Origin of the sequence: Hahella sp. HNIBRBA332 (genome assembly GCF_030719035.1) — a bacterium.
In the GTDB taxonomy this organism is placed as follows: domain Bacteria; phylum Pseudomonadota; class Gammaproteobacteria; order Pseudomonadales; family Oleiphilaceae; genus Hahella.
Window position 1 is genome coordinate 438,698 of record NZ_CP132203.1, and the last position, 21,613, is coordinate 460,310.

General features: G+C 54.2%; 21 protein-coding genes. 13 read left to right on the plus strand and 8 right to left on the minus strand.

The window, feature by feature from the left end; all coding sequences use genetic code 11:
• Nucleotide 1: 1 nt before the first annotated feature.
• Entirely contained in the window at nt 2–1,366 is a 1,365-nt protein-coding gene (locus O5O45_RS02190; RefSeq protein ID WP_305903661.1) for a 3-oxoacyl-ACP reductase, read from the minus strand.
• A gap of 177 nt (nt 1,367–1,543) precedes the next feature.
• On the opposite strand from O5O45_RS02190, the gene fabR reads away from it, so the two are divergent.
• Nucleotides 1,544–2,260 carry an HTH-type transcriptional repressor FabR gene (gene fabR, locus O5O45_RS02195; RefSeq protein WP_305903662.1) on the plus strand — a complete coding sequence of 239 codons (717 nt, stop codon included), beginning with the start codon at nt 1,544–1,546 and terminating at the stop codon, nt 2,258–2,260.
• A gap of 10 nt (nt 2,261–2,270) precedes the next feature.
• On the opposite strand, the gene O5O45_RS02200 is transcribed toward fabR, so the two are convergent.
• Both O5O45_RS02200 and O5O45_RS02205 read right to left on the minus strand, forming a co-directional pair.
• Entirely contained in the window at nt 2,271–2,687 is a 417-nt protein-coding gene (locus tag O5O45_RS02200) for a hypothetical protein (RefSeq protein ID WP_305903663.1), read from the minus strand.
• A 148-nt stretch (nt 2,688–2,835) separates the two neighbouring features.
• Nucleotides 2,836–5,289, minus strand: coding sequence for an ATP-binding protein (locus O5O45_RS02205; protein ID WP_305903664.1), 2,454 nt, complete (start codon nt 5,287–5,289; stop codon nt 2,836–2,838).
• Between the two features lie 1,020 nt (nt 5,290–6,309).
• On the opposite strand from O5O45_RS02205, the gene O5O45_RS02210 reads away from it, so the two are divergent.
• Entirely contained in the window at nt 6,310–6,867 is a 558-nt protein-coding gene (locus O5O45_RS02210) for an RNA polymerase sigma factor (protein WP_305903665.1), read from the plus strand.
• Nucleotides 6,868–6,928: 61 nt separating this feature from the next.
• On the opposite strand, the gene O5O45_RS02215 is transcribed toward O5O45_RS02210, so the two are convergent.
• Nucleotides 6,929–10,069, minus strand: a complete 3,141-nt coding sequence (locus O5O45_RS02215) for a hypothetical protein (RefSeq protein ID WP_305903666.1) — start codon at nt 10,067–10,069, stop codon at nt 6,929–6,931.
• A gap of 11 nt (nt 10,070–10,080) precedes the next feature.
• Entirely contained in the window at nt 10,081–10,563 is a 483-nt protein-coding gene (locus O5O45_RS02220; RefSeq protein WP_305903667.1) for a type III secretion system chaperone, read from the minus strand.
• A gap of 243 nt (nt 10,564–10,806) precedes the next feature.
• On the opposite strand from O5O45_RS02220, the gene O5O45_RS02225 reads away from it, so the two are divergent.
• The 11 genes from O5O45_RS02225 (at nt 10,807) to O5O45_RS02275 (ending at nt 18,547) form a co-directional block, all read left to right on the plus strand.
• Nucleotides 10,807–11,253, plus strand: coding sequence for a CesT family type III secretion system chaperone (locus tag O5O45_RS02225; protein WP_305903668.1), 447 nt, complete (start codon nt 10,807–10,809; stop codon nt 11,251–11,253).
• Between the two features lie 56 nt (nt 11,254–11,309).
• Nucleotides 11,310–13,157 carry a type III secretion system outer membrane ring subunit SctC gene (sctC, locus tag O5O45_RS02230; RefSeq protein ID WP_305903669.1) on the plus strand — a complete coding sequence of 616 codons (1,848 nt, stop codon included), beginning with the start codon at nt 11,310–11,312 and terminating at the stop codon, nt 13,155–13,157.
• A gap of 105 nt (nt 13,158–13,262) precedes the next feature.
• Complete coding sequence (gene sctD / locus O5O45_RS02235; RefSeq protein WP_305903670.1) at nt 13,263–14,399, plus strand: type III secretion system inner membrane ring subunit SctD; 1,137 nt, start codon at nt 13,263–13,265, stop codon at nt 14,397–14,399.
• A 2-nt stretch (nt 14,400–14,401) separates the two neighbouring features.
• Nucleotides 14,402–14,650 carry a hypothetical protein gene (locus O5O45_RS02240; RefSeq protein ID WP_011398874.1) on the plus strand — a complete coding sequence of 83 codons (249 nt, stop codon included), beginning with the start codon at nt 14,402–14,404 and terminating at the stop codon, nt 14,648–14,650.
• Between the two features lie 90 nt (nt 14,651–14,740).
• Nucleotides 14,741–14,944, plus strand: coding sequence for a hypothetical protein (locus tag O5O45_RS02245; RefSeq protein WP_011398872.1), 204 nt, complete (start codon nt 14,741–14,743; stop codon nt 14,942–14,944).
• Between the two features lie 109 nt (nt 14,945–15,053).
• Nucleotides 15,054–15,434 carry a hypothetical protein gene (locus tag O5O45_RS02250; protein ID WP_305903671.1) on the plus strand — a complete coding sequence of 127 codons (381 nt, stop codon included), beginning with the start codon at nt 15,054–15,056 and terminating at the stop codon, nt 15,432–15,434.
• 3 nt (nt 15,435–15,437) lie between these two features.
• The gene (locus O5O45_RS02255) at nt 15,438–15,857 is read left to right on the plus strand and encodes a hypothetical protein (protein WP_305903672.1); all 420 of its coding nucleotides are present in this window, start codon (nt 15,438–15,440) and stop codon (nt 15,855–15,857) included.
• A 15-nt stretch (nt 15,858–15,872) separates the two neighbouring features.
• Entirely contained in the window at nt 15,873–16,628 is a 756-nt protein-coding gene (sctJ, locus tag O5O45_RS02260; RefSeq protein ID WP_305903673.1) for a type III secretion system inner membrane ring lipoprotein SctJ, read from the plus strand.
• On the plus strand, nt 16,625–17,308 hold the full coding sequence (locus O5O45_RS02265) for a SctK family type III secretion system sorting platform protein (protein ID WP_305903674.1): 684 nt from the start codon (nt 16,625–16,627) through the stop codon (nt 17,306–17,308). The genes sctJ and O5O45_RS02265 overlap by 4 nt, the downstream gene beginning before the upstream one ends.
• On the plus strand, nt 17,287–17,913 hold the full coding sequence (locus O5O45_RS02270; protein WP_305903675.1) for an HrpE/YscL family type III secretion apparatus protein: 627 nt from the start codon (nt 17,287–17,289) through the stop codon (nt 17,911–17,913). Before O5O45_RS02265 ends, O5O45_RS02270 begins: the two co-directional genes overlap by 22 nt.
• A 178-nt stretch (nt 17,914–18,091) precedes the next feature.
• Nucleotides 18,092–18,547 (plus strand): GNAT family N-acetyltransferase, encoded by a 456-nt coding sequence (locus O5O45_RS02275; RefSeq protein ID WP_305903676.1) that lies wholly within the window; start codon nt 18,092–18,094, stop codon nt 18,545–18,547.
• Between the two features lie 79 nt (nt 18,548–18,626).
• Here O5O45_RS02275 and O5O45_RS02280 read toward each other — a convergent pair whose 3' ends face one another.
• The 3 genes from O5O45_RS02280 to sctU form a co-directional block, all read right to left on the minus strand.
• Entirely contained in the window at nt 18,627–19,583 is a 957-nt protein-coding gene (locus O5O45_RS02280; protein WP_305903677.1) for a histone deacetylase family protein, read from the minus strand.
• Between the two features lie 65 nt (nt 19,584–19,648).
• A complete protein-coding gene (locus tag O5O45_RS02285; RefSeq protein WP_305903678.1) occupies nt 19,649–20,443 on the minus strand; it encodes a substrate-binding periplasmic protein in 795 nt (264 codons plus the stop codon).
• A 111-nt stretch (nt 20,444–20,554) separates the two neighbouring features.
• The gene (gene sctU / locus O5O45_RS02290) at nt 20,555–21,610 is read right to left on the minus strand and encodes a type III secretion system export apparatus subunit SctU (protein WP_305903679.1); all 1,056 of its coding nucleotides are present in this window, start codon (nt 21,608–21,610) and stop codon (nt 20,555–20,557) included.
• Nucleotides 21,611–21,613: the final 3 nt, after the last annotated feature.

Consider the following 21,613-nt stretch of genomic DNA (forward strand, 5'->3'; position numbering starts at 1 on the left):
CCTAGGCCCCGATCAAGGCCTGCCCGCATACTCTTATGGTCGCGCCCGTGATTCCATAAGCCCCGGATGTGGCGAGGAATGCGATCAGCGACGCGACATCTTCGGGTTGACCGCCCTGTGACAACGAGTTCAGGCGGCGACCCGCTTCCCGCATCAATAGGGGCATTTGCGCCGTCATATCGGTTTCAATAAATGCGGGCGCCACGGCGTTTACAGTTACCCCTTTGGAGGCCAACTGAGGCGCCAACGCAGCTACGTAACCAATCAGCGCCGCTTTACTGACGGCATAGTTGGTCTGGCCAAAATTTCCTGCGACGCCGCTGATGGAGGACAGACAGATAATCCGGCCCATATTACGCAACGCATTTGCGTTCAGCAGAGCGTTGTTGATGGCGACGACAGCCCGGAAATTAACATCCAGTACGCAGCGCCAAGTTTCTTCCGACATCTTCGCCAGGGTTTTGTCGCGAGTGATTCCGGCGTTATGCACGAGAATGTCGACACCGCCATATTGCTCCAGAAAGAATTGCGCCAAGGTTTGCGCCGCGTCCGGCGCGGTAATATCCATAGGCATGGGAGCGCCGTTAATATCGGCGGCGATGTTCGTTAAGGCTCTGCTGGCGGAAGGGATGTCCAGGCACACTACTGTTGCGCCTTCTTCCGCGAGTCGGCGTGCGGTCGCCGCACCGATGCCGCGGGACGCGCCTGTCACCAGGGCGACTTTGTTTTGCAGTGGTCGGGAGGGTGTTGGCAATGGCTGGGAAGGCGGTGCTTTCACCGCGGCGCTGAGCCTGATCGCCTGACCATCCACATAGGCGCTGGCGGGAGAACAGAAAAACGCCAGTGGCCCTGTCAGCCGGTCTTCCTGGCCGGACGTCAGATAAATCAGATTGGCGGTCGCTCCACGTTTACCCAACTCTTTGCCGAGAGAGCGGGTGAATCCTTCTACGGCTTTGGCGCATGCCGCCGCCACTGGGTCGTCCATCTGCTCTGGCGTTGACGCCAACAAAAGTGCGCGCCCATGACGGGGAAATTGCGCCATCAGGGGATGGAAAAAATGGTATAGCGCATCCAGATCCTCGCTCTTGCGACAGCCGGTGGCGTCGAACAGGGCGATGACCGGCGCCGCCTCGCTTGTCTGCATGTCCTCGCATACCCGCGCGCCAAGTTCCTGTAGTCGGGCGCTCACGACGTCTATTACTCCACTTCCTGTGACGCCACCGATCACAGCGGTGGCGCCCTGCAAGGGACTGTCGGCTATCGTCTGCGTTGAGCGCCGAAGTGTAACCGGAGCGGGCAAGCCGAACTTTTTCAACAGTTTGTAGGCTCCTGGATGAGTGGCGAGTGTGAGCAGTAGATCGGACATGACGATTTCCTTTTTCGTAATGACGGAGTGGTCGACTCTTATTAGGCGTAGATCTAAAAGTGGTGGCGAAAACGCTCTTTTCTTCACAGAAAATCGGCGTACGGCGGCTAAAGCCTATATTCTTCGCCGCAACAAGGCTAGGATATAACTCCTTTTCATGTCAGTAAGGGCAGTGCATTGAATCAGGAGCAGAAACTTGAGTCTGTCGCGACCAGAACGCCACAGGGGCGCAAGGCGGTTATCTCGCGGGAAGATGTAATTTCAGCTGCATTGAAGCTGGCCGGGCCGCATCGCAGCGTGTCCACGTTAAGTCTGCGTGAAGTCGCCCGGGAAGCGGGTATTGCGCCCAACAGTTTTTACCGGCATTTCAGAGATATCGATGAGTTGGCGGTGGCTCTGATAGAACGCGCGGGCGCCTCTCTCAGAAAAATCATCGGCGAAGCCCGCAATCGCGCCAGCATGGACACCAGTGTGGTGCGCTCTTCCGTCGAGGCGTTTGTCGAACAGTTGAGCGCCGATGAAAAGTTTTTACATATTCTGCTCCGAGAAGGCAATGTCGGTTCCGACGCCTTTAAATACGCGGTAGAACGCCAACTGTGCTTCTTTGAAGAAGAGCTCTGCGTAGATCTGGTGCGCCTCGCAAAATCCAAAGGCACGGGCATCATGCAACCAGAACTGGTGTCCAAGGCGATCACCCGATTGGTGTTCGCGGTGGCCGCCACCGCACTGGACCTCCCTTTTGAAAAGCATGCCGGGATCAGCGATCAGTTGGAGCGTATGATCCGTATGATTATCGTCGGGTCTCAAGTCCTGGCGGAAATCGAACCGAACCCCGCCGTCGTCGCCACGGAAATGGCGAGCGTGAGGGCGTCTCTGGAGCGTCCAGAACTCTAAGCGGATGCGCTTATTGCGCTTCCGCCGCCCGCAATTCCAACTTTAGCCAATCCTGCCCATCCCGGCGTCCGTCGTCGATAGCGTTGAAATAGCGTTTGTAGAACGTCAGTAGTTTGTCCGGGGAGGGAACGGGGCCGCCGTCCTCATGTTCTATGCGCATCGCGGTGGTGACCAGTTTTCTGATGTCCGGCGCTTGTCTGCGAATGACATTCAACAGCCATTTCATTTCCGCAAATGCGTTGCCAAGACCGCTAGGGCGTTGCAGGCGTCGATACAGAATAATCGTCAGCACGCTTTCTTCCTGGCGATAGGTGATTTCGGCGTGTTGAAAACAAGCCGTTTCGCCAATAGGGCGGGTTCCGGGTAAGAGGGAGTAGGGGCGTGTAAGGATGCCCTCGCGGGCCAGTATATTCGAGAGCGGATACATATCGTCACCTTCGGCGGTTCAGGTTAACCCTGTTATTGTTGTTGGGTAACCGTTGCGCTACGAAGGTTGCGGCGATTAATTCAACGTCTCTCCGACAAGTGGCGCCGAGACGCGGTTGGGGGCGATTTTTATATTTTTTAATTTATCTTTATTTATTCATGCATGTCTGTGGGGCGAAGTTGGGCATGTTCGGTCCCAATCCGCCGTAGGGACTGAATCCCTCCTGTCTGATATCGCATTTGGGTGGACATTGATCGCTTTTCATGGCGGTTTTCATTGCGATTTTGCGGTATTCCTGGCTCGCCACCACATGCCCTTTGCTGAGCAGTATTTCGCTATGTAGCTCGTACAGTCTGGCGCCCAGCTCATGCTGGTGATAGCGCTCTGTCAGAATTTCCGCACAGTTCAGGGCGTGAAGAGCGTCTTCAGTGCGGCCGAGCTGATAATACATCTCCGCCAGTATGCGCCAGTCGTGGCTGGCGTCGCGCTCATCTGAACAGTAATCGATGGCGGACAGAATGGCTTTGACGCCTTTATCCGTCTCTCCCAGTGATTTTAGCGCCAACGCCAGCATGCGATAGGTTTTACATTTGCATTTGGCGTCCTGTAGAAACGGCTCTGCGAGTAGAAGCAGTTGTTTGGCCTGCTTGAAATGTTGATCCTGAATCAGCCGCTCCGCCGCCGCCAACAATTCCGGCAATGCCTGATCGCTGCCGGATTTGGCGAGATGGATAGCGTACTGCACCGGATCGCGATCACGCATCCACTCCGCCGCCATAGCGTGACGTTCGCGGCGAACTTGTTCCGACATGGACTGGTAGACCGCTTCCCGCAGCAGGTTGTGAGTGAAGAACCAGCGTTCGCCATGGGGATGCAAAACACCCAGGCTAAGTAGCGTCGCGAAACGCTCCAGGGGGCCGTTCATCAGCTCTTCCAATTGCGGCTGCGTGAACCCATCCTGGCTGATTGAAATCAGTTCCATGGCGCATTTAAGGCGGGCGGACAGGCGTTCGGTTTTGGCGGCGATGATGTTGGTGATGCTAAAGGGCAATTCGTCGCCCAAATGCTCGTGATTGAGTAAATCGATTAAGAATGACGGATGTCCTTGCGCCTTTAAAACACAGTGCTCACGCCACTCCTCGCTGGCCGCGCCGTGGCCGTGCGCCAGCTCTCTCGCCTGGGGTTGCGTGAGAGGGAACAGCCGGATGGTCTTGACGTCATGCTGGTCGAAGCCGGCGATGAAATCGGTATAGCTGCTGGTGATCAGCAAGAGCGGACAGTAAGGCGTCAGATTCGCCAAGGCCTCGAGAGTGAGGCGCATGTCCTCGTCAAGCTGGTGTATCTCTTCTATCACAACGATCAGCTCCCGTTGCCCCAGCAGCGCAATCAGCAGGGTCTCAAGGGCCTGTTGGCAGCTCTTTTGGAACAGGTAGGGCGACATGCTCGCCACCATCCAGTCGTTGGGGTGCGGATCGTTGCGTTTGACGCCGAACAGGTGGTAGATGAACGGATACCAGTGGCTGTCGATACAGAAGTTGACCAGCAGGTTCAGCAGCTTGTTTTCGTCCACTTCCTGCAAGTTCGCCAGTCGGCGGATCAACTCTGCGCCTGGGTGCAGCTTGGATTTGTCATCACAAGTATTGCGCAGGATGACGCGGCTGAGGTTCTGCTTGGCGGCCTCTTCCACGAAGGCTAACGCCAAGTGGGTTTTGCCAATGCCCGCCACGCCGCTGATATTGCACCAGGCGCCTTCGCCTTCTGCTTTTAGCTGGGTCAGCAACGACTGGAAATACGCCTGCTCCTGATCGCGTCCGATGGTGTGCAGCACCGGTGGCGCGGATTCTGTCAGCGCATACCAAGGTCCGGGCGCGTAGGCCGGATTGGATTTATAGACAAAGCTGTACTCCAGGCGGCTGCAATGAAACAACTCGCTGTGCACCAGGACCACGCCGGATAGCTGCTGCTTGGCGAAGCGTTCAATGCCAAGGCGCTCGCTCATCGGCAGGCGCGCTTGGCAGTGCAGGGCTCCGTGGTGGCTGAATTCGGCCAGGATGGGCTTCACCAACGCGACGATATCGGGATGGCGTCGGGCTATGGCGCGGATGACTCGCATCGCATAAGCGGTTGGCTTCTGGTGGGCGTTTGCTGCGCCCAGCAGGAGCACATGGAATGACGGTGAAGAATAGTGCACGGTGACGTCCAGCTCATCCATCATGGGAGTGAGACTTCTGAGGTCCAGCTCGCCCGCCAGGCATAAGCCAAGCACTTTCCTATGAATGGGAGCTGATACGGGATCAATACTCTCACGCGGCACCACGGCTGGCGTTTCTGTGGGGGAGGCTGGCGTCTCTGGCTCAGAGGCGTCCTCCGCCACGATCAGCTCTTCCACTGGCACATTGTAGAAGCGTGACAGGTTATGAGCCGTGCGCAGCAATATATAGCGCTGCAATTCCGCCCGCTTCAGGGACGAAACGGACACATAAAGTCTCTGCTGTTGGCATTCGTCAGCGACCTGTTCCTGACTCAGTCCCAGGCCTTGTCTAAGCTCCAACAAGCGGTTTCGATGCAAACGGACCCTGCCGGGTCTGCAACTCTGGCGCATATTGTTATCCTTTACTACGTTGAGCGCTGACGACTGCTGTTCGGTCTCTCTCCGAATCACCTCAAACGCTTCCTGTTTTTGTGAGCTTGAAATTCCCATACACCATTGTTTTTAGGGACTTTTATCCTGATTTCCGAGCTTTTTATGAATACGCTTTCATTCGGAAGTTATCAGGGTAAGCGACACGAGAACAACAAAAACGTCATTGACTTTTCAGATGTTCTCTTTCAATAAAAACTATCAATATTTTTCAGAGTTGCGCCTCGAAATGCGCCTGTATGAGGCGCTGATAACGCTTAGCTTTCCGCTATTTTTTTCTATCTGTTTTACAGAAGGCGGAATGTGGCTGTTCCAGTGCAAAGCGACGCGAGTAATAGAGTTCCAGACATCAACGTCGCACAGAGATCGTATGAATGCGCTCCCTGTTATAGTTCGAAACAACAGACCTTCTTTGTGTAACGAAACCTAACAGTACATCAAGTTACTTAGGATACAAAAGGCGAAAAATACGTTTTTATACGAAGTCGACCTTACATTCCGTTACAAAGCCATAGGATTATCCCTCAGAGAGATTATTTAAATGCTTAATTTGGCCTATGCAAATAGTCCACTGGTTAGGCCTGTTAAGTCTGTCGCACTAACCAAATAACTATACGGCCCAGAAACTTCGCGGGGTTTCACGTTACTTAAGAAATTTATTAATAATATGGCGGTAATGTTTTTTCTTTTTTAATTACAAAAAGTTAAATGCATGCCGGTTTTAATTGAAGTTTGGATTTCCGATATGTTTTCTAACTCTGACCGGCAGTCATTTATATCTTTGCGCGCGTATATCGGAATAAGTTCATTATGTCAGGTTCACTTTTTATTGGATAAATGAACCGCAGTGTCAGATCGGTTCAGTTCAAGGGATCAGATGCATCTGCGTCGAATCTGACGCTTATCTGAAACTGGTTCAAAAGGCCGTGTGACCGACCATCGTTTCCATCAACCCCCCCGTCAACAAAAGGAATGGGAACGATGGAAATAAAATACGATGAGACCAATCAGTTAGTTAGTCAGGCCAGAAGCGGTTGCCCGAATTCATTGGATATGCTTTTTCGTGAACAGCGTCCCAAATTGCACAGATTTATTCGCAACCGAGTATCGCGTCAGGAGGATATCGAAGATCTGGTGCAGGATACCTTTCTTTGGGCGCAACAGGGGCTCAGCTCTTTTGAAGGTAAATCCCGATTCTCCACCTGGATTTTGGGTATCGCCAACAACCTGATCCGCAATCACTACAATCGCTCTCCTGAGTACAAATATGATTTTGTCTCCGATGATGTGCTGGATCAGGCGCACAACGAATCCGACACGCCGGAGGCCAGCCTGCAGCAGGAGCATCGCATCAAGCAGTTGGAGTACAGCATCCGTATGCTTCCGAAAGACGTGCAAAAGATTGTTGAGTGGGTGGCGATTGAAAACTATCCCTATCAACGCGTCGCGGATGAACTGGGTATTACTGTTCCCAGCGTGAAAAGCCGCCTGTTCCGGGCGCGGACGTCACTAAAGGAGTCAGTCATGCCGCTGATGTAAGTACTGTATTAAGGGCGCAGAGTGATTCCGCGATCATGGGCGCGGGATCACTCTGTAAGACTTAACTCAATTTCTTGACTGCTTTTTCATAATCTTTCTGCACGCCATCCTTGAAGTCATAGAGGAACAGACGGAAAGCGCTTAAGGCTTCTTTTTTCAAGTCGTCCGCTGTCGCAGATGAGCCCTCCTGCGGTCCCTGAGCCATTTTTTCGCATGCGACAAAGAATTCATCCCGCGCCTTTTCGGCTTTTTCCATACGTTCTTTTAGAGCGTGAGGCTGACAGGTTGCGAATAGCTCATCCACCTGTTTTCGCACCTTGCTGGAGGGATTCGCCATATTGGTCAACATGGCGCCCAAGTGTCCATCAAACTTTTTCGTGAGCTCTTCCCAGCCATCTCCTTCGCGGGGCGTTTCTGCTATGGTTTTACGGCTTACCAGGCCGTCAAACTGGGTTTTGAAGTAATTGAGGTTGTCTTTACCAATGAACTCTTTGACGGGGCGTTCGTGGGTCGCGGCGACGCTGCCGCCTACCTCCACAGTGACGGTGTCTGTAGGAATCGTTGCTTTGCCGCCGACTTTCAATTCACCGCCGACCAGTACCCTCCCGAAACTCATGCCCCCGTCTTTCAGCTCAAAGTAGGCTGAAACTGTGGCGGCTGCAGACCCCGTCGCTGCGCCTGAAGCGGATTCCGCAGCGCTGGAAAGTATCTCGGTGACTTCCGCGTCTTCTAATCCCGGCGCTTTTTTACTGGCGAGTTCTTTGATTTTCTCAATAGTGTCCAGGCTTACGCCGCCCTTTATGGTAATTTTTATGTCGTGAAAAGCGCCGTTGTAGTTGATATTGGCGTTATCGCGCATTTTACGACGGGTATGCTCGATTGTGGCTGTCGCGGTTGAGGCGATGTCCAGGGTGAGGGTGGTTTTGTGGCTTCTCTCCTTCGGCTGGCTGTATTCCAGAGCGCGAATTTGCGCAAAGTCGTTTTTGCTGAACTTCATTTGCGGCGTTTCAAGGTGTTTGCTGATGGTTTCAAACGCCATGATGGCTTCCGGCGCCTCTTCACGCGCCTTCGCCAGCGTGGTTTCCGGCGGTTCCCCCGCTTCCTCTCGATAGGTTTTGACGAACTCGTTGAAAATATTGGCGTGGCGAACGGTCAAGCCTTCCACCAGAGACGCTCTGCCTTTTACGCCGACTTCTTTCTCCATCTCTCTTTTGATTGCAGATTCAAGATGCTTGGGGCCCATGCCAACCACTTTGCGCAGATTATGCTCTACGCGCCCGAAGCCTTTGGTCAACGTATCATGTGAGCGTGTGTTCCCTTCGTACTGCAGTAACTTGTCAAAGTTTTCCAGGGCCATATCTTTGAGCTGGTCGCGAACCAGATCGATGGCTGGCCGCTCCTCGGAGCTTGCAATAGAACTGGTTTCGCTGATGACGGAAGGGCTGCCCTGGCTGGCGGTGTAAAAGGATTCTCCGCTTACAACGGTTGGGCTGCGATTGACGATTACTTCGTTGTCGCTCAGCGCATCCATCGAGTTCAGCGACTCCGAGCTGGCTCTACCGGAAAGGCTGCCTGGGGTGGGGGGCTCCTGTAACGCGGTGTGAAAGCTTTCTTCGGAGGCGGCGGAAGGGCTGCGATTCAGAGATCTTCCGAATAGTTCGAGATTTTCTGCGGTGAGAGGCAGAGAGTTGACCGGGTTTTGAGAGTGAGTTTCTTCCGATGTTATGGAAGCGTTTTCAATGTGAGAAATGTGCTCCTTGAGCGCGCCGAGTCGCTCAAAAAAATCGTCTTGGGCGCGATGTTCAAATTTTTCCGTACGGGATTTGAGTAAATCCTCGTCTTCCATCATCTTTTTGGTCAGCGAGGTCTCTCCTTTGACATGAATGTGAGTATGTTTGTGTTCATAACTGACTTTCACATCTGCGGCCTTGAATCCAAGCTTACCGAAGCCGCCATAGGAAAGAGAATTGACTTTGTAAGCCGCAGAGGCTGGCATGCTGCGCGGCTCCGGCAAGGCGAGCTCGACTGATCCGCTACGCCAACTTTGTAACTCGCCCACATTGGACGCCGCCTCACCGTGAGCCCTTAGAAAGTCCTGCAGTTTCAGTTTCATTTGATCGCTTTGGGTGAGAATTTCACTATCGCTGGCCACCGCTTTTTTAAGCGCCTTGGCTGATTTCGCCGCTCCCGGAGAACTCAAGGTGAGATCCAGCACACTATTGGTGAAGTGGTCGACGAAATCGCTGACGTTATCAAACCCTCTGCCCGAGGTGCGGGACAGGTTAACCGTCGCCCCGACGGATGGCCCCGCCTCAATGATTGGCAGCTTGATTTCAAATCCGAATTTGCCTGCATCGGTTCTTTCCCGCAGCACGCCAAGCGCCTGTGATGTTTGCGCTGTTTCTTTGTGACTGAGATTGACTGTTGCTTTGAGCGGCGTGTGCAGAATGTTCACGCCCAGATCCATTTCCACCGCCAGATTATTGCTGGCGCCGGAATTGTTGAGGTATTTCAGTTTATCCAGCACCTCTTCTTTTATTTTTTCGCGTTCCTGCTGGACGATGCGGTTGGCCACATGTTTGGCGAGGGGCTTGGTCACTTCGGCGGTTTCTACGCTGAACTTAGAGGGGATGAGCTGGTTGACCTCTTTCAGCGCGTAGTTCATCTGATTCAACACTTCCAGGTGATCCGTGGCGGCCTGGATTTCCCGGGGAGGGTTGAACTTCTCGTTAAAGACCCTGCGCTGCGGCTCATCGAGTTTGCTGGTCAATATGTCCTGTAACGCTTGCGTGATTTTGCCGATTTCTTTGGGCGTGGAGAGATCCAGGCCTGGGTCCGGCGCTTTGCCCATAAATTCTTGCAGGTTCAGTTTTTCGAACAGATTCTTAACAATGGCTTCGTTGCCGGCGGAGGACTTTGATTGCCCCAGCACTTCTGCAAGATTTTTTCGCTCCAGGTCCTGAATGATAATTTCGCTGTAGCGTTCTATTTTGGCCTGTGGGTAACCGGTAAGGCTTAAATCATGATTTTCCGCCCAGGCCTTGAATTTCTCCGGCGTCGTTAGCGTCGGCGCAGATTCGGAAGACGCGGAGCGGATGTTGTTTTCCCCGAGCCGCCCTGGGGCGGAGGGGGTGTTTTGCGATGATATCTGTTCTGGACCGACATTCTGGGGGACGGGAACGGAGGGACGGTTGACTTCCATTTCCTACTCCTTTAACCCTGAATCCACTGATTGTTGACCTGAGAGTCATCGCCAACCTGTTTGCGCTCAGGCGCTGGTTCAGGGCCTTTTTCCGCGTAGGCTTTCACCGTTTCAATATGCTGGAGGAGGCGTTGGCTCAACACGCCGGGAGGCGCAATAACGCTGAACGGGTACTTGTCCATCAACCAGAGCCAGCCGGAATCGTTGTCCAGAGAGAGGGTGCCTCCTTCCGTCCCCTGCCAGAATAAATTTGCGCCCAGCAACATTTTCAATAGGGCGTTCTGCTTTCGTAGCGTCTCAGGTTCTTCGCTGTCGTCAGGCAGTTTGAACAGTGGGGAGAAAATAATCAGATGCTCGTCCGCCGCATGCCACTGCAGATTCACAACCAGGGTGTCGTTGACTTCCAGAGAGAGGTAGCCGTGTTCGTCCAGTTGCAGCGAATCTTCTAACTGCAGCTGCTTCGTCAGGTCGGCGATCAGAGTATCGATATTCATAAAAGCGGCCTTTCGCAAGTAACGCCGGACCGCCGTTGCATCACATACCCGCGGACCCGACCTGTCATGGGTTAGATATTCCGTTTGGAGTTACAACTGCTTCCGTAAGGTGAGTAACCACCGCGCCAGTGAAGTTGCGCAAAGATCAGGAAAAAGTGGTCGTGTAAAAATTTTCGCAACCGTTCGCGATTAGCCGTTACCAATCCGATAGACCTAAGGCATCAGGCGAAACGGGACAGAACTATGAGCACGACACTCAACAAACTGATTGCAGAGTTTGCGAAGAAATACGGCATGCCGGATCTGGAGCAGACTCCGGAAGGCCATTTTGAATGGTATGTGGACGCCAATCCGGTGCGGTTTTTTGAGTCCGCCGGCAAGATCTACGTCGCCGCCCAGGTGCGCAAGCTACCTGAAGAGAAGCGGGAGCGCGGCGAGTGCGTCAGAACCGCATTGAAAGCGGCGCTGGCCAATGCCGACTCCCATCGCGAATCCCTTTATATCGACGTCAATCAGGATGCGTTGTGTCTGTATCGCTGTATGGCGTCGAAAGAATTGTCCCTGTTCGATTTCGAAAAACTGCTGGAGTCCTTCATGCACGCTCTGGATTGCATGACTGAGATTGCTGGCTCCGTTGGCGGCTATGTCCGTCGCGATATCCCTGTGCTGGCCCCGCATACCCGGTTCTGAATGGAATGATTTCTCAGTAAACCACTAATAACTAAAGACATTGATGGAAGTAAGGCATGAAATTTAAAGGCTTGATCGCTCTGTTGCTGACATTGGTTTGCTCCGGCGCATTCGCCGCTGAACCCCGCTGGAACAATTCGCCTTATGAGTTGTACGCCAACGGTGAATCGCTGACGGACGTATTGAAGAACTTCGCCGCCAGTTACGGCATCCCGGTGACGGTGAGCGCCCGCATCGCCGGAACGGTCAACGGCAGCTTTAAAGGGGACTCGCCGCGCCAGTTCCTGGACATATTGGGCAAGTCCTTTGAGTTTGAGTGGTACTACGACGGCTCCACGCTGCACTTTTTCCGCGGCGATGAAATCGTTAGCCGCATTATCACGCTGACCAACATCAAAACGGCGCAATTGCGCAGTGCGGTGGAGAAAGTCGGCATTTGGGACGAACGCTTCAGTTGGAAGGAAATGCCGGACAAAGGCATGGTTTATATCTCCGGTCCATCTTCCATGGTGGACCTGATTCAGGAAACCGCCTCCGTGCTGGAAAGCCAGGTGGTGACCATGCCCCGACGCGATCAGTACTCCATGCAGATGTTCCGTCTGCGTTACGCCACGGCGGCGGATCGTGTGCAAAGCTATCGCGGCAAAGAGGTCGTAGTTCCCGGGATGGCTTCCGTGTTGCGGGGCGCTTTGGCCGCGGGGCAGGGTAAAAACGGAGAAACCAGCATTGGCGGGCCAGTTGGCGTCCTGGAAGGTAAGAGAACATCCAGCCCCGTGACTTCGGATATGCCGGGAACCGGCGAACGCGCCTGGGTGGAGGCGGACGGCCGCACCAACTCCATTATCGTGTACGACCGCCTGGAGCGCATGCCCATGTACAAGGCGCTGGTGCGTAATCTGGACCAGCCATCCGAACAGGTGGAAGTGAATGTCTCCATCATCAGCGTCAGCGCCACCAACCTGAAAGAGCTGGGAGTGAGCTGGCAGGCTCGCGATCAGAAACTGGGTGAGTTCGGATACGGTGGCATAGACAGTCAGAAACCGGCGCCGGGCAAGAATCAGTTGGCGATCCTGGGCGGCGCGGACGCGACTTTCTCCACGGTATTGGATTCCGGCCTGGATTACTTCATCGCCAAGGTGAACGCCTTGGTGGAGGACGGCGACGCGCAGGTGGTGTCGAGACCATCCGTGGTCACCAGCGAGCATTTGGAGGCGGTTCTGGACGATAGCACCACCTTCCATGTGCGTGTGCAGGGTAATGAACAGGTCGATCTGTTTCCTGTCACGGTGGGCTCGGTCCTGCGGGTGACGCCCCATATCCAGCGTGGCGAGGAACAAAAGGGCATCAATCTGGAGGTCACCATTGAAGACGGGCAGCAAACCGGCGACGAGGTGGACCGCATTCCGGTTATCAAGACCAGCAGCATCAATACGCAAACAGTGGTGGGGCTGGGACAGAGTCTGCTGATCGGCGGCTTTTTCCAGGATTATGAGAGCGAGTCTGTCGGTGGGGTGCCCCTGCTCAAGGATATTCCGTTGCTGGGCGCGCTGTTCCGCACAACGAATCATAACCGCAAGAAGATGGTCAAACTGTTCCTGATGACCCCGAAGATCATTGATATCCCTACCGGCGGTTTGGCTTCTAACGGCCGCAAGATATACGGCTACGCCTTCCAGGTGGGCAGCTCTAACAAAGACGGCGCCGTGGCGATCCGTGAGTACTTCGACTCGCGCGGTTTCCCCACTCAAATGGAAGTGGAGAAAAACGGAGAAAAGCCAATTTATTCCGTCGTCATCGGAAACTATTCCCGCTGCGATGACACTCAAAGAGTAGCGAAGGCGTTCCCTGACGCATTGAAGGGCGACGCCAACATGATCAACAGCTGCCACCCGCTGACCCGTTAATGCAACGGGCGCGGAGGAGCGGCGAAACGAATGGGCGATTCAACGGTTAAGTGACTGCAAGCAGTGAACTGACCGGCAACAGGTAAATAACTGGTAAGAGCGCGTATGTCTGACTGGAAGCTGAAAATTCTCTCCGGAGCTCACGCAGGAAGCGAACTGGATCTGGCCGTCGGCAAGTATGTATGTGGTAGCGACGATAACGATGATCTGGTGTTTCAGGAGCCTAACCTGCTCGCGGCGCACTTTTCACTGCAAGTCGAAGAACAGCAAATACGCCTGACTCTGCTGCAGGAGGGTAGCCGCTTGTTACTGAATGGCGAAGTGTCCGAGCAAAGAGATTTGGTGGTGGAAGAGGTGGCGCCGGTCGCCATTGACGACTTCCAGTTCGCCGTCGCCAACGGTCCGGCGGAGTGGCCGCAACCGGTGGTCCCTGCGGCGCCGGCGACGCAGCCTAAACCCGCGTCCTCCGCCGCAGCGGACGCTCCCGCAAGCGCGCCAACGTCGCCGCTGCCCAGCCGTAGCTGGTCGGAAACCTTCAATCGCATGAAGGTGGGATTGGGCGTGATGGGCGCCTGCGCCGGCCTGCTGATGATGCTGGCGGTGGGCTCCATGTCTAACGCGGAGAAGTCCAAAGAAGGCGTTGTCGCTGCTGACCGCGCCAACCTGCAAAGTGAACTGACGCAAACACTGGGGTTGCCCAATGTGAAAGTGCTCGCGCTTGCGGACGGGGTGAGCTGGTTGGTGGAAGGTTACGTGAATGACGCCGGAGAGTTGAATCGCCTGACTCGGTGGATGGAGTCGAAAAAGCTGCAGGCCACGCTCAAGGTGAAAGTGACTGACGAGCTCATCAAAGGCGCCGAAATCGCGCTGACCGCCCTTGGTTATTCCAACGTGTCCGTGTTCAAGGGGGACCGTCCCGGTTTCCTGGTGCTGAAAGGCAATGTTGATGATGACGTGGCGTGGAAAAAGAACCGCGGTCGTCTGCAGGTGGATGTGCCTGGCGTAATCGGGTTTGAAGATTTGGTCACCGCGGACACCAAGATGGCGCTGGCGCCGTTGCCCAATCTGGTGGTGAAAGGCATTTACATGGGCAAAACCCCGTTCTTCGTACTCAGCAACGGGGAGAAGTACTTCGTCGGCAGCCAGCTTAATTACGGCTATCGGGTGGAGGAAATCACCCCCCATATGTTGCAGCTCCGCAGAGGAGACAAACTGATCCAATATCGATTAGGAGTGGACTAGGCATGTTAAATCCAATGTTAAGAAACCAACCCGTAGACACCGAAATCAATGCGGAAAATATCAGTAAGGACTCCGGCGGAGTCATGCTGAGAAACGTGATCAACGAGTTAACCAATGCGTCCGCCAGCGTGCGGCGCAAACTGAATTCCGGTCTGAATCAGGACGATTTCAAACGCCACAATGCTTTTAAGGAAAGTATTGACCGCGCCATCGTCGTGCTGGAGCAGACCTGGTCCAAACTTCAGCGTTAGGCGGTCTGGAAGACTGTCTGTTGAAGCACAAGCCCTACCGGGCGAAGAGTAATCTCGATAGAAACTTGAATATTTAGTGAGGAAAACACTATGGCGGAAGTAAGCAATAACTTCACCAGCATGACTCTTGACGACGCATCCAACTTCGCTGTGCCGGACTCTCCTGAGGCGATGAACGCCATGCTGAAGGATCTCTACGCCCAGGCGGAGAAGAATGCGATGGAAAGAGAAATCTTGTCTTTGATTCACAAGTTGATCATGGACGCCATCAAAAAGATCGGTCAAGCGGCTTAACGTTATCCGATTCTCGGGCCCGGCTTTATTTTGGGCCCGGTTATCCCCGCCGCAGGCTTTCTGAGGAGAGCGGCGGCGGGAATATCAGGAACACTGAGAGGATTTGCTTATGTTATATCCTGAAAATCTCATCAAGCGGGTGTCGGAGATCGGCGTCCTGGCGTGTGAGCAGGGCAGGTTACAGGACGCTGAAGTGATTTTCGGCGGCGTGGCGGCGATCGCTGACGATGTAACCAGCCACACTGCCGCAGGGCTGGGTATGGCGGCGACCAAGATCGCCGGCGGCGATTTTGAAAGCGGCGTTAAGCTGTTGTCCGATAATCTGGCCGCGCTGGACTACGAAAATATGGATGCGCTGGCGCTGCTGGTGTTCGCCATGAAACGGTCCGGGCGCGAGCAGGATGCGGAAGAGTTGATACCTCGCCTGACCTCCAATCCTGACTTTAAAGGCTCCCTGGCGGAAGAGATTCTGCTGGCGGCGGAGGGGTAAGCAATGGACGCAGCAATAGCCGCCGTCGCGCCGGATCAGGCGCTTCAGAAAGACTTTGCGCAGCCGGTCAATTCTGGCGCCAACGCGCATGAAATCGCCCGCTTTACTGAGGTGATGGAGGCGGGGCGCCCGCATGCGGCAAGCAATGTGCAAGTGGTGCATCAAACCTACGCGACACAGAACGCGGAAAAACCGTTCATCAGTTTAGGCGACACCATTCTGAACAAACTGCAGGCCATGGGGAAAGGCTATCAGGAACGTATTCACGCGTTGGAGCAACGTATGAATCAGCCTGTCAGCTCGCCGGCGGAAGCCAACAAGCTGTTCTTTGAAGTCAGTCAGATTTCCATTCAGCAGCAGATGGCGTTGGCGGTGACCAGTAAGGTCAACAAAAATGCGGAAAGCCTGTTAAGAGCGCAATAGACTGAAGGATATGCTATGAAAAAGCGACAGATTTGGCGGTCCGGACTGTGTTTGCTGTTACTGCTGCTGGGCGGTTGCAAAACCGAGCTGTACAGCGGTTTGAGCCAGCAGGAAGGCAATGAGATGTATGCGATTCTCCGTTCCACAGGCTTTAATGTGGAGATGGAAGTGCTCGGCGCCGGCAAAGACCAGAACGTGCGTCTGAAGCTGCCCGAGCAGCAGGTGGCCCGCGCCATCAGTGTGTTGCAGAGACAGGGCTATCCGAAGCAACATTTCGCCACTATGGGTGAAATCTTCGCGAAAGACGGCTTGATTTCTTCTCCCACTGAAGAGAAAGCGCGCTTCATCTACGCCATTTCCCAGGAGTTGTCGCACACATTGTCAAATATCGACGGCGTGTTGGTGGCGAGAGTGCATGTGGTGATGCAGGAGGGGGATAAGTTCGACAAGAATCCCAAGCCCAGCACCGCCTCGGTATTTATCAAATACGTAGAGGATGCGCCGATCGAAACTCTGACGCCGAAGATTAAAGCGCTGGTCTCCAACAGTATCCTCGGCCTGGATTACGACCAAGTCTCCGTCGCTTTGTTTCCATCGAGCCTGAAGCGGATCACGTCTCCTGAGGAAGTCACCAATGGCGGCATGATGTATCTGTGGGCGGGTATCGGCGCGTTGCTGGTGCTGTTGCTTGTTGGCGCTTTGTACTACGCGGTGAGAGCAGGTTGGATTCCACGTAAAATTCAGACTCCGGCCATCCAGAAACTGGCATGATCGAACTTATTCCCACATCGGCTCGCTATCGTAACCTGATGTCGCGACAGGTCCACGACTTTTATCGCTACCCGGCGGACTATCTGGATTCCAGTTGGCTGAGCGATGACCCGCATTGGGAAGCGATTGAACGCCTGCAGCGGCGGCCGGACAGCCGTAAGATTATGTCCGACTATATTCTGCAGCGCTGTGGGCTGGCCAAATCCATAGATTGCGACTTCGCCGTCTCCCATCAGAGACTGCCTTTATTGGCGGGGGAAGCATTGCAACGCATGATCATGCTGGGGGGCGCCTTAGCCTACTCAGCGCGCATTCCCAAACGTGCGGAGGCGGTGGCGACGCCCACGGAGTTGCATCGTTTCGCGGTGTCTAAAGCGCCGTTTCTGGCCAGAAATGCGCCGACCTTCTGTATTGATCTCGGGATTGCGGACTGGATGGATCAGGATGCGGTGTCCCAGGGGCTGCGCTCCGCAGGTCTGAATATGCTGGCTTGCGCGCTGAGCGGCGTTCCTCAATCCGTCGTCAAACGCCTGGCGTTGAAATTGCCTCATGCTGTCAGCGATATGTGCGATGCGGCTTTCATGCGTCAGACTGCGCCTGAGCAGACCCAGGAAGCGCAGCGTCTCATGCTTAAACTCTACCGGGAGATTGACCCATCATGCTTTCTGTTATTCGATTGAACGACTCCCAGGCTGACTTTGGCCCCGAGGGGGTACTCAAGGCGGAGGATTATCGCCAGTTGCGGGATGCTGAGCAGATCATACTTGAGGCGCGGCATTCGGCTGACATGATCATGCAGCAGGCGCGGGAAGCCTATGAGGAAGAGAAAAAGCGAGGCTTCGAGGAAGGCCTGCGCGAGGCGCGTCATAAGCAAGTGGAGCTGATGCTCGCCAATGCCGCGCAGATCATTCACTCTTATCAGGAAATCGAGCAGACGCTGACGAATCTGGTGATTGAGTCCGTGCGCAAGATCCTCAATGAATTCGACAAGGAAGAACTCGCCTATCAAGTCGTGCGCAAGGCGCTCTACCACATAGGCGAAGGCGCCCAGGTCACGGTCAAGATCGCCACCGACGTGGCGGCCCCGGTGCGCGCCAAGATCAAGGAGGCGCTGGAGTTCTATCCGGGGCTGGAAAAATTTGAAGTCATCGCTGACCCCAACCTGGGAGACGGCGATTGCCAGATCGAAAGCAACTTCGGCGTCATCCGCGCCAATGTTGACGATCAAATGGAAGCGCTGACCCAGGCGATGAACAGCCGGATATTGGAGAGTCAGACTTTGTAAGTCTCCTTGGCGTAATTCCACGTGTTTCTCCCCCTGACAGTGTCGCCAAAAACGCGACGCTGCATTAGAATCCCGCTGCAATAATCATAAATATCCGCACATGTTCCGAGCGTACAGGGTTGTTTAACCCGCCGGCGATTGCGCCTGCGTTGTTTTCCACTTAATGCAATGGTTTGTTATGGAAATCAGGATTGATGATCTAAGCGGCCCTGAAGTGGCTGAATTGTTACAGGAACATCTTCGGGGAATGGCGGAGAATTCGCCGCCGGAGAGCATACATGCGTTGGATCTGTCGGGTCTCAAAAAGCCCGAGGTCACCTTCTGGACTGTCTGGGACGGCGCTGAGCTGATGGGCTGCGGCGCGCTGAAAGAGCTGGACGCCGGACACGGCGAACTGAAGTCCATGCGTACGTCGACCGCGCATCTTCGCAAAGGCGTCGCCTCCCATTTATTGCGTCATATTCTAGAAGAAGCGCGTCAGCGTAATTATCGCCGCATCAGCCTGGAAACCGGCTCCATGGCGGCCTTTCAACCCGCCCATCAACTTTACGCGAACTATGGGTTCACCCTGTGCGGTCCTTTTGCGGACTACGTTGAAGACCCGAATAGTTTGTTTATGACCATTGAGTTGTAGATAGTGCTAATCGAGCCGTTGCGCCAGCGGCTCGTTTTCGATTCATGCTGGAGACGGTGACGTTTGCTTTGTATGCGAGTCATTGAGGCATTTCCAACAGGTGTTGCGCTAGGTCTGCGATCAGCCGGTAAGAGTCTTTGGAATAGCCGCCGCTGGTCATAATGACGGTCGGAATTTTGTGATTGATCAACATATCCAGAACGAAATGGTCCCGCGCTTTCACCCCGTTATAATCAACGCTCAGGCCGCCCAGTTTGTCGCCCTTTAATATGTCCGTCCCTGCATTGTAAAAAGCCAGCTTAGGCTGTTTAACATGGTTAAAGAGACGAGGGAGTTCTTCTCTAAGAATATACAGATAGATCTCGGTGTCCGTGCCGGCATGCAAAGGAACCATAAACGGAAACTCATCAGGATCGCCCGGATGGAGCCTCGGATACGTCTGAAAGTTATACATATCAAAGTTGTGGACAATTGGGTCCGAGGCGATGTAACTCTCAAATCCGTTGCCCCGGTGCGCGTCCAGGTCGATCATCAGCACCTCATCGGCGCTGCCCATGCGTTTTTCCGCTCGCAACAGTTGGATCGCCAGGGCTGCATCTGAGAAAAAACAAAAGCCTTCGCCATGATCTCTAAAAGCATGGTGGAAGCCGCCTCCCAAGTTGAAAACAATGGCCTGGTCATCAATGGCTGTGCGAGCGGCGGCGAGGGTTCCCGCCACAGCGTATTTAGCGGGAGTGAGCAGGCCCTTTTGTAATAGCGAGGCGGGCAGCCATTTCACCAGTGAAGTTTCCACCACTCGGCTGATGGCGGCTGAGTGACATAGGGACGCCAGATATTCGTGAGAGTGCGCAAGCCCCAGAGTTTCCAGTGAAATCGGCGCGTCGATCTGGAGCCGGTATTTGGCGAGCTCGTCCCCGAAGCGTTGCAGCAGGACGCCCCAGGCCCGACTGTATTTTTTGACGTCAAATGGATGCAGCGCCGCTATGCCCGGGAGGTGGAAATCGTAGTGCGGTGAATAAGCGAGCAGTGAATTCACTAGTTTAATAAGCGTTCTTGTTGGTCTGGGGGGCTCATTCTACTGCCCAGACAGCCTGGCGTCGCTCATTCTTCTTTCATATACTTTTCCAGCAAATACTCGCCCATTTCCTCTCGCGTTTGCGTCAGGGCGTTCCAGAGGGTTTCTGAGTCCTGACTGCGTTCTTCGTAGAATTTGTGGGAGATGACCAGATACCAGTCGGAGATGAGGAAGGGCTCCGGCAGGGTAGTGATAGCGTCGCTGAGCCCCATGTTCTTGGCCAAAGTGCGGCCGATGGATTGGTCGATGACATAACCATCAAGGCGGTTTCGAGTGAGAAGTTCAAATCCGATATCCGGCGTCAGACTGCTGGGGGCAAGAACCCCCATCCTTTCCAGCTTTTGATAGGCGACGTAGCCGACAGGCGCGCCGACGCCGAACTTGAGGCCCTGAAACTCTCCATTGCTGTACTGGAGTTTGCTGTTATTGGCGACGAAGATGGGATAGATGGAGCTCCACAGGCGTCGGCTGGCGTCCAGCTCGCCATTGATGTTGGGGTAAACGCCCCAGGCTTCCCGTTCTTTCAGCCAGATTGCGGCGAAGAGCGCATCCAGGCGGTTTTCTTCCAGATCGCGAATGCAGCGCTTCCAGGGGCGTCGATAGAACTTATACAGCAGGCCGACTCGCTCCGCGGAGATACGAATCAGCTCTGGCAAGACGCCAGCCCGATCGCGCAGGGCGTCCGCATCGGAGAGAGAATAGGGCGGCATAGGATCCGATTCGTAGCAGATCCGGATGGGCGGCGGCTCCGCAAGTGCGGTTGGCGTCCACAATCCCTGTAACAGCAGCAGACCAATCGCCAGGAAGGTGGACTTGGGCATGACGCAGCTACATCAGTGAGGTTGGTAACTTAAGTTTAGAAGGAATCCTGAACGGCGCCCAATGGATAGGGCGCGAATATGCGTATTTAGCTGTTTTAGTTATTTCAGGTATCAGCGTTGCTGTTTCTGCTGATCAAGGCTGTCCACCCATTGCAGCACCGCCGCAACGGCTTCGAACAGATCGGGGGGCACGTAGTCGTTGACCTGGGCTCGCTTCCACAGCCCTCGGGCGAGCGGCACGTTCTCCATCATGGGGATGCCTTCTTTTTCTGCGATTTTGCGGATGACCTTGGCCATTTGATCCGCGCCTTTCACCATGACCTTGGGGACGTCTTCTACGCCTTTTTCATAGTAAATGCCAACCGCCAGATGGGTGGGGTTGGTGACGATGGCGGAGCATTTCTTTACTTGGGCGGGGATAGACGTGTTCATCATTTCCCGGTGAATCTGTTTGCGCTTCCCTTTGATTTCCGGGCTGCCTTCCATCTGTTTGTATTCCCGTTTGACTTCGTCCTTACTCATTTTCTGCTGCTTGATAAACTGCTGTTTCTGTATGAAAAAATCCGCCGCAGCGAGAGCGATGAAAGTAATGGCGGAATACAGGATGAGCTGCTTTAGCAGCGTTCCGACAAAATCCGGGATGCATTCCACTTCACAATAATGCAGCCGTGCGGAATCATTGAGATTGTCCTTGATCAGCATGTAGACCAGATAAGACAGCACACACACTTTGATCAGTGATTTGATGAATTCAATGAAGTTTTTGACGCAAAAGATTTTCTTGAAGCCCTCCACTGGGTTGAGCTTCTTGAGGTCGGGCTTCAGTGACTCTACTGCAAACAGAGCGCCCACTTGCAGAAAATTGGCCAGAATGGCGGACGCCATGACCACGCCGACGGGCATTAACGTCAGGTAAATCAGCTCATACAGCACATTGTCGACCACCATGGGCAACGCCTCCAGAAACGGCCTGTCCATGTATTGCGCGGGCAACTCGATCAAGATGCTAAGGTGCGAGAGATAGGTGTCGGTGGTGGCCAGCAACAACAGAAACATTGCGCAGATGGTTGCCGTGGACACCACATCTTTACTATGGGCGACCTGGCCCTTTTTGCGAGCGTCGCGGAGCTTTTTGGGGGTGGGCTTTTCGGTCTTTTCATCGCTCATGCG

Coding starts and splice junctions, on each gene's coding strand:
- O5O45_RS02190 (WP_305903661.1), bottom strand. CDS start 1,366: ATGTCCGATCTACTGCTCACACTCGCCACTCATCCAGGAGCCTACAAA.
- O5O45_RS02200 (WP_305903663.1), bottom strand. CDS start 2,687: ATGTATCCGCTCTCGAATATACTGGCCCGCGAGGGCATCCTTACACGC.
- O5O45_RS02205 (WP_305903664.1), bottom strand. CDS start 5,289: ATGCGCCAGAGTTGCAGACCCGGCAGGGTCCGTTTGCATCGAAACCGC.
- O5O45_RS02210 (WP_305903665.1), top strand. CDS start 6,310: ATGGAAATAAAATACGATGAGACCAATCAGTTAGTTAGTCAGGCCAGA.
- O5O45_RS02215 (WP_305903666.1), bottom strand. CDS start 10,069: ATGGAAGTCAACCGTCCCTCCGTTCCCGTCCCCCAGAATGTCGGTCCA.
- O5O45_RS02220 (WP_305903667.1), bottom strand. CDS start 10,563: ATGAATATCGATACTCTGATCGCCGACCTGACGAAGCAGCTGCAGTTA.
- O5O45_RS02225 (WP_305903668.1), top strand. CDS start 10,807: ATGAGCACGACACTCAACAAACTGATTGCAGAGTTTGCGAAGAAATAC.
- sctC (WP_305903669.1), top strand. CDS start 11,310: ATGAAATTTAAAGGCTTGATCGCTCTGTTGCTGACATTGGTTTGCTCC.
- sctD (WP_305903670.1), top strand. CDS start 13,263: ATGTCTGACTGGAAGCTGAAAATTCTCTCCGGAGCTCACGCAGGAAGC.
- O5O45_RS02240 (WP_011398874.1), top strand. CDS start 14,402: ATGTTAAATCCAATGTTAAGAAACCAACCCGTAGACACCGAAATCAAT.
- O5O45_RS02245 (WP_011398872.1), top strand. CDS start 14,741: ATGGCGGAAGTAAGCAATAACTTCACCAGCATGACTCTTGACGACGCA.
- O5O45_RS02250 (WP_305903671.1), top strand. CDS start 15,054: ATGTTATATCCTGAAAATCTCATCAAGCGGGTGTCGGAGATCGGCGTC.
- O5O45_RS02255 (WP_305903672.1), top strand. CDS start 15,438: ATGGACGCAGCAATAGCCGCCGTCGCGCCGGATCAGGCGCTTCAGAAA.
- sctJ (WP_305903673.1), top strand. CDS start 15,873: ATGAAAAAGCGACAGATTTGGCGGTCCGGACTGTGTTTGCTGTTACTG.
- O5O45_RS02265 (WP_305903674.1), top strand. CDS start 16,625: ATGATCGAACTTATTCCCACATCGGCTCGCTATCGTAACCTGATGTCG.
- O5O45_RS02270 (WP_305903675.1), top strand. CDS start 17,287: ATGCTTTCTGTTATTCGATTGAACGACTCCCAGGCTGACTTTGGCCCC.
- O5O45_RS02275 (WP_305903676.1), top strand. CDS start 18,092: ATGGAAATCAGGATTGATGATCTAAGCGGCCCTGAAGTGGCTGAATTG.
- O5O45_RS02285 (WP_305903678.1), bottom strand. CDS start 20,443: ATGCCCAAGTCCACCTTCCTGGCGATTGGTCTGCTGCTGTTACAGGGA.
- sctU (WP_305903679.1), bottom strand. CDS start 21,610: ATGAGCGATGAAAAGACCGAAAAGCCCACCCCCAAAAAGCTCCGCGAC.